This window comes from Legionella bozemanae, assembly GCF_001648595.1.
Classification (GTDB): Bacteria; Pseudomonadota; Gammaproteobacteria; order Legionellales; family Legionellaceae; genus Legionella; species Legionella bozemanae.
This window is the reverse complement of the sequence record NZ_LBAW01000018.1, coordinates 17,495-31,361: the sequence shown is the minus strand read 5'-3', so window position 1 is coordinate 31,361 and position 13,867 is coordinate 17,495. Positions and strand designations below refer to the sequence as shown.

Here is a 13,867-nt window from a genome sequence, read left to right as displayed (position 1 = left end):
TTCTAATCCGTCAGTTCTACACCTGCTTGATCCAACATTTCTTTGGCTCTTTTCCCGAGGATCTGATGCGCCAATGCCGTTGGATGCACTAAATCAAAAAACAAATATCCGGTACATCCATCTGCGTTTATTTTAGGTTCAACTGATGTCACCATTTTTAAGACCGATGTTTTTGTTACATCCTCAACTACAGAATTAACGCAGGTACCTGTTATATTGGTAAAACCATAATCTTCAGGGTGCGTCATGACCTCTTCAAAAGCTTGGTGCAGATCATAATAGAGCCATTCCACATCCGGGTGTTCTTGTCGAAAATCATCAATCGATTTACTTAATAAATTGTTATGTTCCTTCGCAAAATAGGTCATTGTATCAACTGAATCAAATTCAATTGCAGCAGGAGTACGTCCTAAGTCAGGTAAGTTGACCACTAAAATATGTTTTGCACCTTTTTCTACCAAACGCTCAATACTATGCACAATACCTGCATGCACATCGTGAAGTGTTTGTTCAATTTCTGCAGGAAATGCGAGATAGTTATTTGAGCCTATCCATATAACAAAAAGACTGTCTTCACTCGCTTTGTCATTATGCTCTAATAAATAGCTGTTCACTTCTCTCCTCAAAGTAAACAATACATCATCAGCTCCTTCCTCCTCAGACACACCAGCACCGCCATAAGCATAATCTAATAAATGCACATCAGGATTTTCAGGAAAGTAAGAAGCAATTACATGTTCTATCCACACGGGTCCATTTGAAAAGCGACCTTCGAAGTAAGGAGGAGATGGAGGTAATTGGTATTTCATAAATTTATACAAATTACCGTTATCAGACAAACTATCACCAAATACAACTATATTATGAAGAGGTGTAGCCCAAACAATTCCAGAAAATAAAAATGCCCCTATAGTTGCTAACAGTTTCATGAATACCCTTAAGTTCTAATCCTAAAAAAAGCAGTGACATCTTATCACGAATGACTACTGCACTGAATTTTTGAAGAGTGTATCTGGTTATTTTAAAAACAAAGTCACTTTGCATTATAGTATGAAAGATCATTCATAAGCAATTTTTTTGCATAAACCCATTTTTTATTTTTTTTATATATTTATCAATGAGTTAAATAAAATCAAACTCCATAAAAATAGCCCTCTAAGTCAAAATTATGCTTATTTCATAGACAAAAAAACAGCTTGTGAGTTTTTTCGATTGCTCCTTAATTAAAAGATATTTATATTAGTATTTTTTTGCCATGGAGGCTCAAGCAATGACTTTTGAACGAAATTTCATCCTCAAATGTCTTGAATGCATAGAAGAAATTCTTTCCGATGATCTGGAGTTAGAAGAAGCAATACAGCATTACACTGAAAATAAGGCCCCTAATTCACGCTATCAGCTCAATACTAAAATAACTGACTCAGCACAATGGAATGAACAAGACAAGCTCCGCTTGAGTGCTTCCGTATTTGAAGCAATTGCGCGTAGCTCTTTATCATTTTATTCGGAAAGTGATAAGCGGGCTCAGGAAATAAATGCTGCCAATACAGCATTTCTGGATCAATACCTATCCATAATCACTGAAAATACCAACCCCAATATCAGAATTGATTCAGTAAAAGAAAATATCAAACGAATTAAAACAGATCTTAAAAACAAAATGGAAAACAGTGAAAACCCCTACGCGTTTTTTACTCCAGTTACAGCAGGTCTGGTTGTAATGGCTGCAGCCGCTACAACAATAGCATTATTGTCTTACAAAGCGTAGAAACCGAACAGGTCACGGAGAGATTTTTAATAGCCGTCAGGCGCAGCGGAACCCGGGTTCCGCTGCGCTGCCCCCAGGCTACTATACAGAACCTACCCAAGTTTCTTACCCTGCGCTACCAATCAAGGTTATTTTTAACTGACGCCCACAAACCCATGCTTTAGTTAAATCATTCATTACTTCTTTAGGCATATCTTTCGGCAAGCGAACCGTTGAATGATCTTCATGAATTTTAAGACCAGTAATGTATTTGCTTTGCAAACCGGCTTCATTAGCAATGGCGCCGACAATATTACCTGGTTTTACTCCATGAATTTTACCCACATCGATGCGGAATAAATCTTGTCCTGAAAATTCATCATTAAATTTTTTACGTCCTTCTCGGAAACCTTTCTTGTCTGCAGCAAAACCCTTTCGCTCATCGCGAGAACGCTCAAATTTGCCGCCACGCTCAACACGGCCTTCTTTAGTTGGGCGTGGTGATTTAGGTAAAGCCTGCTCTTTTTGCCAAGGTAAGTCTTTATTTAATAATAAAGCAAGCGTTGCAGCAACATCCAAAGCAGAAACGTCATTTTCTTTAATGTATTCTTCAATAATTCTTCTGTAAGAAGGCAGGTTTTCATGTTCTAAACGTGCAGTGATGTTTGCCACAAAACGTTGTTGTCGTGCAACTTGAATCATATGGTCATTAGGTACAGGTACTTTGGTAATACGCTGACGAGTATGTCGCTCAATGCTGCTAATCAAGCGTGCTTCTTTAGGAGTTACAAATAAAATAGCTATTCCAGAGCGCCCTGCTCTACCTGTTCTACCGATGCGATGCACATAAGTTTCATTATCATGTGGTAAATCATAGTTAATTACATGAGTTACCCGCTCCACATCTAAGCCCCGCGCAGCAACGTCTGTAGCGACCAGGATATCAATTGCTCCTTGTCTGAATTGGGCAATAATACGTTCACGTAATGCCTGGGTGATATCGCCATGAATGGCCATAGCGCGCAGTCCTTGTTGTTGCAATACTTCTGCAACTTCTTCCGTGCTGCTTTTAGTGCGCACAAATACGATAACGCCCTGATATTCTTCTACTGCCAACAAACGTAATAATGCATCAGGCTTTTGATGTCCCGAAGCAAATAAAAAGCGTTGCTCAATACTTTTTACTGTAGCTGTTTCTGCACGTATTTCGATAGAAACAGGATTATGCAGATATGTATTGGCAATTTGGCGTATACGATGAGGCATGGTTGCTGAAAAGAGACCTATTTGTTTCTTCTCTGGCAATTTGGCCATGATGGTTTCAATATCTTCAATGAAGCCCATACGTAACATTTCATCTGCTTCATCCAGAATGAATGTACGCAAATTATCTAATTGCAAAGTACGTCTATCGATATGATCTAAAATACGACCTGGAGTTCCCACCACTACCTGAGCGCCTGCTCTTAATTGTTTTAATTGACGGCCGTAATCTTGCCCGCCGCATAGAACAGCAACAGTGGTTCCACGTTGATTGGCGCTTAATAATTCAAACTGCTCTGCAACTTGAATTGCTAATTCACGAGTAGGGGCTAAAATTAAAGCTTGAGTATTCTGCACATTAGGGGATAAATTTTGCAATATAGGCAAAGCAAAAGCAGCCGTTTTTCCTGTTCCTGTTTGTGCTAGAGCAATTGCATCCCGCCCCTCCAGAAGTAAAGGAATCGTCTGAACTTGGATGGGAGAAGGAGTGGTAAACTTCATGTCCTCTAGCGCTTTGTTTAAAGCATCTGAAAAATTAAAGGACGAAAAGCTTGTGATTTCTTGAGACATAAAAATCCTAATCGATTAAAAAATAACCTACAAAAGGCCAAGTGATATAAAATTGAACAGTATAATAACAAAATAAACAGAATAATGCACTATATTTATGAAATGATTAGGGGAAGTCATTAACTGAGGTATAAGCTCTAAGAGCCAAAGCGATAATTGAATTCAATGATTATAACACGATTTTTTCTGGGTTACAGTCTCTCACCTCATTGCCATTAAGTTAATGCCCCTGGATCCGGAACGTGGCAAAGAACCGAAGCCCGGCTGCTTGCCGCCAGACTCCACATTTTTACTTCGGTACATCGAAGCTGCATTTCAAATCAAAGCCGCCAAACGACATGCCTGATCAATTGCGTGACGTGCATCAAGCTCCAGCGCTTTATATGCACCACCCACTAAATGCACACTCTTTCCCGCTTCTTTCAACGGTGTGAACAATTCAGCCAATTCAATTTGTCCTGCACAAATCACTACTGTATCTACGGGTAACACCTGTGCTTTTTCATTGATTTGTACATGCAATCCTTCATCATCGATCGCATCATAATTCACTCCGGAAATCATCTTAACCTGTTTATGTTTCAAACTTGAACGATGAATCCATCCTGTTGTTTTACCCAAACGTTTGCCCATTTTTTCTTTTTTACGTTGTAATAAATAGACCTCACGAGGGCTAGGGGTAATTTCAGGAGGTTTAATGCCACCACGATATTTTCCATAGATATCAATCCCCCACTCATTATAAAACTGCTCCTTGGGAACCGGATGCTCATGCGTTAAAAATTCGGCCACATCAAAACCAATTCCACCCGCACCTATAATAGCTACTCGTTGACCGACTTCTTTTTTTCCAGTAATCACATCGATGTAACTCGCCACTTTAGGGTGATCGATGCCATTGATGTTGGGAATGCGCGGTTTAATTCCACTGGCTAAAACAATTTCATCGAAGTCTTGTAGTTGTTCTAGCGTTGCTTCAGTATTTAAAAGAATGGTTACCTTAAATTTCTGCAATTGGTAATTAAAATAATCCAGAGTATGTTGAAAAATCTCCTTACCTGGAATTCTTTTTGCCAGATTAAACTGTCCACCGAGCTGAGCACTTTTTTCAAATAAAGTCACTTTATGCCCACGTTCCGCCGCCACTGTAGCAAAAGCAAGTCCGGCAGGCCCTGAGCCCACTACAGCAATAGATTTGGGTTTCGGTGTCACCTCATAAATCAGTTCCGTTTCGTTGCATGCACGCGGATTCACTAAACAGGAAGCTGTTTTATTCACGAAGACTCGATCGAGACACGCCTGATTGCAGGCAATACACACATTAATCGCTTCACTTTCTCCTTTTTTGGCTTTTTCAGCAAATAAGGGATCTGCTAAAAAGGGTCTCGCCATGGAGACCATATCTGCAACTCCTGACTCAATTAATTGATTCGCCAATTCAGGTGTATTAATGCGATTTGAAGTAATTACCGGAATTTTGACTTCGGGCTTCATATGTTGGGTTATATGAGTAAATGCTGCGGCAGGAACCATGGTGGCAATCGTTGGAATTCGTGCTTCATGCCAACCAATACCCGTATTAATCAATGTCGCACCGGCCTCTTCAATTGCTTTAGCCAGAATTACCACTTCTTCCCAATTGCTGCCTTCTGCAATCAAATCAAGCATCGACAAGCGGAAAATGATAATAAATTTTTCACCTACTGCTTCACGGACACTGCGAACGACCTCAATAGGAAAGCGAATACGATTCGTATAACTGCCGCCCCATTCATCCTGGCGCTGATTGGTATGCGTCACGATAAATTGGTTAATTAAATACCCTTCACTGCCCATGATTTCGACTCCATCATAGCCAGCTAATTGGGCAAGGCGAGCACACCGGGCAAAATGTTTAATGGTTTTTTTAATGCGATATTGACTCATTACCCAGGGTTTAAAAGGACTAATAGGTGATTTAATGCCGCTGGGCGCAACAATAAACGGATGATAGCCATAACGACCGGCATGCAATGCTTGCAAAATAATTTTGCCACCCGCTTCATGTACTGTGTGAGTGATTAATTCATGTTTGTGTTGCTCTTTACTGTTTGTCAATTTGGCAGCAAAAGGTGCCAAACGTCCCGCTCGATCGGGTGCAAAACCACCTGTTGTGATTAATCCTACTCCCCCAAGCGCTCTTTCTCGATAAAATTGTGCCAAACGATTTAGGCTGTCCTTATCTTCTTCAAGGCCAGTATGCATAGATCCCATTAACAATCGATTTTTTAATTGAGTGAAGCCTAAATCTAAAGGCTGAAATAACGCTTTAAACGGGGTATTATCAATTCTCAATTCCATGAGTACTCTCACAAATGACATCAAAATCAAAAGTATAAACCCTGTTTCTCTCTTTTCACAGAGAATAAGGAAGAAACTTTAACCTGGTTGTAGCGAACTGTCTCTTGTACACATCTATGCCTATGCCCCATGGCTTATCCGCAGGGTTTAGTGTTTTGCAAAGATCTTTCTGGATCCCGCGGGCAACCCCGCGAACAAGTCGTGGGGACGGGACATGGGGGAGTTGTTTTCTGGGTACAGCTCGCTGTATCCAGACTATTCTATTCAATTAGACAGTTGCTTTTCTTGAGCAAAAGAAAAACGCATTTGAAAGCGATTGGCAATAAAGGCCCCTACCAGAGTAATGCTGCATCCAATTAGAGAAAGCAATGAGGGTTGTTCATCTAGCAAAAGAAATCCCATTAATGTCGATACAATAGGGAGGGCATAGAGCATGATGGACGCATTAGAAGCAGATAAATATTTCAACGCATAAGCCCATGCCAAATAAGCAAGTGCTGCGGGGAAAATACCCATATAAATAACAGCTGCGGTAGTTTGAAAATCCGCAATTTGAATTTGCTGCAACATATCAGGCAGAAATATGGATAACAACAGAGTTCCACCCCACATCACCCAAGCGATAATCGCAACAGGATGATAAACTCTCACGAATTGCTTTTGAATAATCGTTAAAATCGCCCCCATTAAGGCAGAAACTAAAATCGCCAAAATTCCCTGTTGCATTCCAGGCTCCGCGTTGTTGTCAATTGCTAATAAAGCCAGTCCCAAAATACTGATGATGATACCAACCCAAACACCGCGCGCCAGCTTCTCCTGTAAAAAAATCAACGATAAAATAACCGTTAACACCGGCATTAACCCTAGAATAAAACTGGCTATGCCGGCAGAAACACTCAGTTCGCCATAATTCAGGCAAATATTATAAATTCCTATGCCAGCCATGCCAGTAAGAAGTAATTGAAGCCGATCTTTCCAAGCCACCCGTTTTTTAATGCCTAGGCAATAATAAATGATCAACATACACAGTGAAGCAACCATAAAGCGTAAAAGGGCAAGTGCTCCTGGGGAATAGGCAGCTAATCCAATGCGTATTCCAACGAATGCTGAAGCCCATAACACGATGGCAATAGTAACCACACAGCTCACTTTGAAAGACGGCATATCCCCACCACATAAAGAAAAATTGCAAACTTATTAGACTTTTTTAGAAACTCGCTACTGAGAGAAATGTGAGGGGAAGCGGAGCGCAGAACCGAGTATACCCAAAGTCACATGAGGCTCGCACATCGCATCGACGAAGCAAATACCCCTCTGTAGTAGAGTTTCCGAAGAAGTCTATTGTATCAGAATTGCTCGAAACAATCACTGACACCAGAATACCACTAACTCAATAGATTTTCGGAAATTAATTTAAAATTTATGTTGCATTGCACCTAAAAACCCCCGGATTTAAAGCGCTTTTTTTGCAAAATGCAATTTCATTAGAGGCAATGTGTAAAAAACTTGGCGTTTTCTTTTTTTATAATCTACTTTTAAAGAAGGGCCTACTCCTGTTGAGGACGAATCTATGGACGACCCTTTTTCTTCTCTAATAGAGGCTGTTAAAACCGTTTTTCATAGGGTAAAACCAAGAGTAAGTGGCAAATATACCTATTCTGAGGTCCAGAAGCTAAAAGAGGCGCTGGAAAATTATCAGCCCGCTGAAATAGCTACGTTCAAGGAATTGGTAAATACATTAGGTGCCGCTTTGCCTCTCTTTTTAAAGTGGGGTATTAATTTTGAGCCCATAAAAAATGCAATGAATTTTTTGGCTGCGCAACATCAGATGCCTCCTGTTAATTGGGACACCTATCTCAGTCCTAAAACTTCATCAAGACTCCCATTTCATAATCCTCATCAAGACGTCGACTTTGTTCTCTGGTTAAATACCCTGTCAGAAAAAATCTCTACTGAGCAAGAACTGAGTTTACATTCGCAGTTAATCGCTCATCGAGAACAACTGGGATTTAGTCAAAGGCTTATCTCACATTTGAAAAAAGATCCGGAGTTTTTATTCCGTTTAATCATGGAGTCCAAAGAAAATTTTACCCAGATTTCAGGCACGCGCTTAATTTTTTATTTAACTGATGTGCAAATAGCCCAAGCAATAATTCAATATTTGCCTGAGTTGCTGCAAGAACATCCAAATCCATTCGCCCAAGTAGAACAGCTCATAGATAGACTAAATGGAATATTATCGAATGGGCGCTCAATTTCTACGCTTTTACGTAATTCTGAAGCTAAAGCGATTTTAGATGGTTCTGAATTTTTTCAAATATACCAAAGTGAAGAATATAAAAATCGCCAAGAATATCCTTCATTTGTAGAAGATGAATATTCGAAGCCACAAATTTAATGGATGGGTAGCCGGAAACCCAGGTTCCGCTGACACTTCCCCTGGGTCACATAGAAAAATTATCCTTAGTCCAACAAGCCTAAAGACTTCACTGTATCCCGCTCTTGTCTTAGCTCATCTAAAGTTCTGTCAAACATTTCACTGCCATAATCATTAAAAGGCAAGCCTTCAACTACTTTTAATTCACCGTGTTCACGTCGACAAGGGAAGGAGAATATTAAACCTTCATCCACACCATACTCACCTTTTGAACTACGGCACATAGAGAATGACTCTCCAGCAGGAGTATCAGTAACTAAATGATTGACACCGGTGATAACGGCATTGGCAGCTGACGCAGCAGAAGAAGAACCACGCGCTTTAATTACTGCAGCACCACGTTGTTGTACAGTCGAAACAAATGTGTCTTTTAACCAAGACTCATCAATAACCTTAGCTGCAGAAACTCCATTGATTTTCGCATTATAAAAATCAGGGTATTGAGTTGAAGAATGATTTCCCCAAATGGTCATTTGCGTGACTGCAGTAATATCAACTCCTGCTTTTTTAGCCAATTGAGTACGCGATCTTAATTCATCCAACGTAGTCATTGCATAAAAACGATCATTAGGTACGTCTTTAGCATTATTCATAGCGATTAAGCAATTTGTATTACATGGATTACCGACTACAAATACGCGTACATCATCGCTTGCATAATCATTAATCGCCTGACCTTGCTTGGTGAATATTCCACCATTAATTTGCAATAAATCAGAACGTTCCATACCTTGCTTGCGAGGTACAGAGCCCACCAATAACGCCCAGTTTATTCCATCCATTGCCTTATTCATATCTGAAGTACAAACGACACGTTTCAATAAGGGGAAGGCGCAATCGTCAAGCTCCATAGCAACCCCTTCTAGAGAAGGAAGCGCCGCTTCAAGCTCAAGTAAATTTAATTCCACTTCAGTATTTGCACCAAACATTTGTCCCGAAGCGATCCGAAACAATAATGCATAACCAATTTGTCCCGCTGCTCCAGTAACAGCAACTCTAACTCGTTTATTTGCCATGTGATTTCCTCTTGTTTTTCAGGTAATCATCGAAAATTCTCTCTCGCTAAGCGGGAAGAACACAACATAAATGATTACATTTTTTGTTAGAAAACTCGCAACATGATACTATTGCATTTTCAAACAAGCCAGTCTAAAAAGAGTAATGATTCCTTTATCGTTGTACATTCACATTCCATGGTGCATCCGTAAATGCCCTTACTGTGATTTTAATTCCCATAAAAGTCCTGAGATTTTACCAGAACAAAATTATGTCCAGGCACTAGTTGCTGATTTAAAAAACGATTTGCAGCACGTTGAAGCTCGTGAAATTTGCTCTATTTTTATTGGCGGAGGCACCCCTAGCCTTTTTTCTGCTCAAGCTTACGATACCTTATTCACTGAACTAAAGCATCTTTTGTCCTTTGCCCAAGATATTGAAATTACTATGGAAGCAAATCCAGGCACTGTAGAACAGCAACGTTTTACTGAATATCGACAACTCGGTATTAATCGGCTTTCCCTGGGCATCCAAAGCTTTAATCCGGAGCATCTTCATACTCTGGGTCGCATCCATGACGCCCAACAGGCTCATCGCGCCATCGACTCAGCGCGTAATGCCGGTTTCAACAACTTAAATCTGGATATCATGCATAGTTTGCCCAAGCAAAGCGTAGCGCAAGGACTCGGGGATTTGCGTACTGCAATTGCGCACCAACCAGAACATTTGTCCTGGTATCAATTAACCATAGAACCCAATACAGTATTTTACAAAGAAAAACCTCCATTACCTTCTGAAGATGAAGCCTGGCTTCTGGAAGAAGAAGGATTCGCTTTACTTAAAGAATCAGGTTTTGAACGGTACGAAATTTCCGCTTTTGCCAAACCTGCGCGACAAGCCCAGCATAATTTAAATTACTGGTTATTTGGTGATTACCTCGGCATAGGGGCAGGTGCTCATGGTAAAATCACTACTCAAAATGGAATACTAAGAACACGCAAACAACGTCAGCCTAAAGAATATCTTGACCCAAACAAACCTTTTCTGGCAAGTATAGAAACAGTAGAGTCCCAAGATCTTCTTTTTGAATTTATGCTCAACACCACGCGATTGGAGCAAGCCATCCCGTTAGAACTCTTCTCACAAACTACTGGCTTGCCATTGAATTACTTACTCCCTAAACTCAAAACAGCAGAACATAAAAAACTGATTACCCTCACCGATACATACTGGCAAGTAACTGCTTTGGGCAGACGTTACACCAACGACTTACAAGCCTTATATTTATAAACTCAAAATCAAAAAATCACATTCCACGCTTTATGCACGAAACCCATGAATGCTCGCTAAATCTGGATCCTGCGGACAAGCCGCAGGACGTAGAAAGAGGGGTTGATTACAATCGCATCTCATCGTATGTGAGCGGTGCGATTATCCTTAAATTTCCGGCCTCTTGCTTGCAAATAAAGATTAATTGATAATAAGTTACTTTCCGGAAAAGGAGCAATCGGTGATATTATTTATATTCTTGGTAGTTCTTGCTTATTTAATGGGATCTATCTGCTCTGCAGTCATTGTCTGCAAGGCTTGCTCTTTGCCCGATCCACGTATAGAGGGTTCAAAAAATCCTGGTGCTACCAATGTCTTGCGCATTGCAGGAAAACAATATGCGGCATTGGTTATGGCTGCCGATCTGCTGAAAGGTACTATTCCCGTACTCATTGCCAAAATCTTGGGTGCAGGGCCTGCGACCGTAGGGTTTACTGCTTTGGCTGCAGTTATCGGCCATATGTACCCTGTTTTTTTTGACTTCAAAGGCGGAAAAGGAGTTGCTACAGCAATTGGAGCGCTCTTGGGTTTTCATTTCATTGTTGGCATTCTGGTTGCAGCAACCTGGTTAATCGTCGCCAAATTTTCACGTTATGCCTCTTTAGCCTCCATAACTGCTATTGGTTTTGCTCCATTTTACTCACTATTACTGATCCAGCGCCTGGATATTTTCCTGCCTATATTCATTATGGCCTTATTAATCGTCTACAAACATAAAGACAATATTGTGCGCCTTATTGATAAAAAAGAACCACACATTAAATTAAAGGAAGATGTCCTTGATGCCATGATGGAGGGCAAAGCGGAGCACCACGTTGTTTCCCCCAAAAAACCTGAGGCAATGCCCAAAGAGACAGTAATCGAGATAGAAGAAGTGATTATCACTGAAACTGTAGTGGCTGAGCCTGAAGCAACGAAAACAGCTAAAACCGCGAAAAAAACCAGTAAAAAAACCGAGGAATCTGCAAAAAAGACCAAAGCTAAAAAAACCGCTGCACCTAAAGCGAAAACCAAAAAACCTGAAGAGAAATAACCAAACAAGCATAGAGTCTAAAATCTAGAAATCCCTGAAAATCCATTCTCACAAAAATTTTTCAGGGATTGAAAAAAAATCAAGCCAAAGGCCATCTTGCCTTAACTTCTACCCCGCTACTTAAATCCTTTTCGCCCCTTAACATCCGTAAACATCCGGCATAAGCAATCATCGCCCCATTATCAGTACAATATTCTAAAGCGGGGAAATAAATTGTTCCGCCAATACCCTGTATCCATTCGCGTAAGCCTAACCGTAGTGCTTTATTTGCCCCTACTCCACCCGCAACAACCAATTGTTTACATCCCGACTCTTGCACTGCTCGCTTGCATTTAATCATTAGGGTTTCAACCACTGCCTCTTGAAACGCCTTGGCAATTTCAGCACGTGCACGCTCATCTTTTGTGCTTTGATTCCAAGTATTTAATGCAAAGGTTTTTAAACCACTGAAACTAAAATCCAGACCGGGTCTATCGGTCATGGGACGGGGAAACCGATAAGGGGTTGATTCACATTGATCGGCAAGAGATGCAAGCACCGGACCTCCGGGATAAGGTATGCCCATAAGTTTGGCGGTTTTATCAAAAGCTTCGCCTACTGCATCATCCAGAGTATCGCCAAGGATACGGTATTTTCCTAAATCATTGACTTCGACTAATTGGCAATGACCACCAGATACCAAAAGTGCGATAAAGGGGAATTCGAGTGATGGGGTTTCCATTTTTGCCGCTAAAAGGTGCGCTTCCAAATGATGAATCGCCAAAGCGGGAATTTGTAATGCGTACGCCAAGCTTTTTGCAAAACAAGCACCTACCAGTAATGCACCAATCAAACCTGGACCGGCTGTATAGGCAATACCATCTAACGCTTTTTTATCTATTCCTGTTTGTTGCAATACCTTATCAAGCAAAGGAATTAAATAATTAATGTGATCACGTGAAGCAAGCTCAGGGACCACGCCACCATGCACACGGTGCGTATCAATTTGCGAATGTAAGGCATGCGCCAACAAACCAGCATCTGAATCGTAAATTGCTATTCCGGTTTCATCACAAGAAGATTCAATGCCTAAAATCAACATAAAAAACCTAGTCTAAGAGTATTATCAAAGCCAGAATTGTAACACATTAATCGGATTAGCTGATTCCTATTGTATATTGTGGTTTCAAAAAAACAAATCAACAAATAATTTGATCGCTTATCGCACAATTGTGGTATACAGAAATATAAAGTCCACAAGGAATTCATAAAAATTTATAGTTTAAAACTTGACGACTGCTTCAACTAGCACTAGAATTGCCCACCTATTAAGATCAAATAACTTGAGGACTAGTTAATGCCTACCGTTCGCGTCAAAGAAGGCGAAAACCCAGAATACGCACTGCGCCGTTTTAAGCGCTCTTGTGAAAAAGCCGGTATTTTAACCGAATTACGCCGTCGTGAATTTTACGAAAAACCAACTGCTGAGCGTAAGCGCAAACAAGCTGCTGCAGTAAAACGTCATCTGAAGAAAATTTCTCGTGATATGACAGCAAAACAACAAGGCGGAAAACGCCGACGTAAATAGGATTTGTCCGTCCTGTATTTTTTACCAAGGCCACATGTACTTCGCATAGTCACAGTGATTATGGTGTCGTATTTAGTGGCCTTTTGCTTTTCAAAATCCATTTAGGGCCGAGCTCATTAGGTTTAAGGAATAAAAATGACAATTAAAGAACGCCTCAATAATGATGTCAAAGATGCAATGCGTGCCAAGGATAAAGAACTTTTATCCACGCTTCGTTTAATCACTGCTGCAGTAAAACAAGTCGAAGTCGATGAGCGTATCGAAGTGGATGATGAACGCATGTTGGTGATTTTGGATAAAATGAGCAAACAACGTAAAGAATCCATAGCCCAATACGAAAAAGCCAATCGAGAAGATCTGGTCGCTCAGGAACAATATGAGCTGGATGTTCTGAAAAAATACTTGCCTGAGCCTTTATCTGCTGCAGAAATAGAAAAAATGATTCAAGAAGCTATTGCTGCAACTGGTGCTGAAAAAATGGCGGACATGGGTAAAGTGATGGCACTCTTAAAACCCAACTTGCAAGGACGTGCTGATATGGCTCAAGTTAGCGCCATGATAAAGGCTAAGTTAAGTTAAGGATCA

General features: G+C 40.6%; 12 protein-coding genes. 6 read left to right on the top strand and 6 right to left on the bottom strand.

Annotation, left to right across the window (positions count from 1 at the left end):
* Positions 1–2 precede the first annotated feature (2 nt).
* Positions 3–929 carry a GDSL family lysophospholipase PlaA gene (gene plaA, locus A8O27_RS13170; RefSeq protein WP_058460848.1) on the bottom strand — a complete coding sequence of 309 codons (927 nt, stop codon included), beginning with the start codon at positions 927–929 and terminating at the stop codon, positions 3–5.
* 341 nt (positions 930–1,270) lie between these two features.
* On the opposite strand from plaA, the gene A8O27_RS13165 reads away from it, so the two are divergent.
* Positions 1,271–1,768, top strand: coding sequence for a hypothetical protein (locus A8O27_RS13165; protein WP_058460849.1), 498 nt, complete (start codon positions 1,271–1,273; stop codon positions 1,766–1,768).
* A 105-nt stretch (positions 1,769–1,873) separates the two neighbouring features.
* On the opposite strand, the gene A8O27_RS13160 is transcribed toward A8O27_RS13165, so the two are convergent.
* From A8O27_RS13160 to A8O27_RS13150, 3 genes are all read right to left on the bottom strand, one after another.
* Positions 1,874–3,580 carry a DEAD/DEAH box helicase gene (locus A8O27_RS13160; RefSeq protein WP_058460850.1) on the bottom strand — a complete coding sequence of 569 codons (1,707 nt, stop codon included), beginning with the start codon at positions 3,578–3,580 and terminating at the stop codon, positions 1,874–1,876.
* A gap of 315 nt (positions 3,581–3,895) precedes the next feature.
* Positions 3,896–5,920, bottom strand: coding sequence for an NADPH-dependent 2,4-dienoyl-CoA reductase (locus A8O27_RS13155; RefSeq protein WP_058460851.1), 2,025 nt, complete (start codon positions 5,918–5,920; stop codon positions 3,896–3,898).
* 264 nt (positions 5,921–6,184) lie between these two features.
* Positions 6,185–7,084 (bottom strand): DMT family transporter, encoded by a 900-nt coding sequence (locus A8O27_RS13150; RefSeq protein WP_058460852.1) that lies wholly within the window; start codon positions 7,082–7,084, stop codon positions 6,185–6,187.
* A gap of 406 nt (positions 7,085–7,490) precedes the next feature.
* Here A8O27_RS13150 and A8O27_RS13145 point away from each other — a divergent pair, with 406 nt between their 5' ends.
* Entirely contained in the window at positions 7,491–8,318 is an 828-nt protein-coding gene (locus tag A8O27_RS13145) for a hypothetical protein (RefSeq protein ID WP_058460853.1), read from the top strand.
* Between the two features lie 65 nt (positions 8,319–8,383).
* Here A8O27_RS13145 and A8O27_RS13140 read toward each other — a convergent pair whose 3' ends face one another.
* The gene (locus tag A8O27_RS13140; RefSeq protein WP_058460854.1) at positions 8,384–9,373 is read right to left on the bottom strand and encodes a malate dehydrogenase; all 990 of its coding nucleotides are present in this window, start codon (positions 9,371–9,373) and stop codon (positions 8,384–8,386) included.
* A 145-nt stretch (positions 9,374–9,518) separates the two neighbouring features.
* Between A8O27_RS13140 and hemW the strand changes: the two genes are divergently transcribed.
* Complete coding sequence (hemW, locus tag A8O27_RS13135; RefSeq protein WP_058460855.1) at positions 9,519–10,643, top strand: radical SAM family heme chaperone HemW; 1,125 nt, start codon at positions 9,519–9,521, stop codon at positions 10,641–10,643.
* A 220-nt stretch (positions 10,644–10,863) separates the two neighbouring features.
* A complete protein-coding gene (gene plsY, locus A8O27_RS13130; protein ID WP_058460856.1) occupies positions 10,864–11,715 on the top strand; it encodes a glycerol-3-phosphate 1-O-acyltransferase PlsY in 852 nt (283 codons plus the stop codon).
* A 79-nt stretch (positions 11,716–11,794) separates the two neighbouring features.
* Here plsY and tsaD read toward each other — a convergent pair whose 3' ends face one another.
* A complete protein-coding gene (tsaD, locus tag A8O27_RS13125) occupies positions 11,795–12,796 on the bottom strand; it encodes a tRNA (adenosine(37)-N6)-threonylcarbamoyltransferase complex transferase subunit TsaD (protein ID WP_058460857.1) in 1,002 nt (333 codons plus the stop codon).
* A gap of 255 nt (positions 12,797–13,051) precedes the next feature.
* Between tsaD and rpsU the strand changes: the two genes are divergently transcribed.
* Positions 13,052–13,282: a 30S ribosomal protein S21 gene (gene rpsU, locus A8O27_RS13120; protein ID WP_010652681.1), complete on the top strand. Its 231-nt coding sequence runs from the start codon at positions 13,052–13,054 to the stop codon at positions 13,280–13,282.
* A 135-nt stretch (positions 13,283–13,417) separates the two neighbouring features.
* A complete protein-coding gene (locus A8O27_RS13115) occupies positions 13,418–13,861 on the top strand; it encodes a GatB/YqeY domain-containing protein (protein ID WP_058460858.1) in 444 nt (147 codons plus the stop codon).
* Positions 13,862–13,867: the final 6 nt, after the last annotated feature.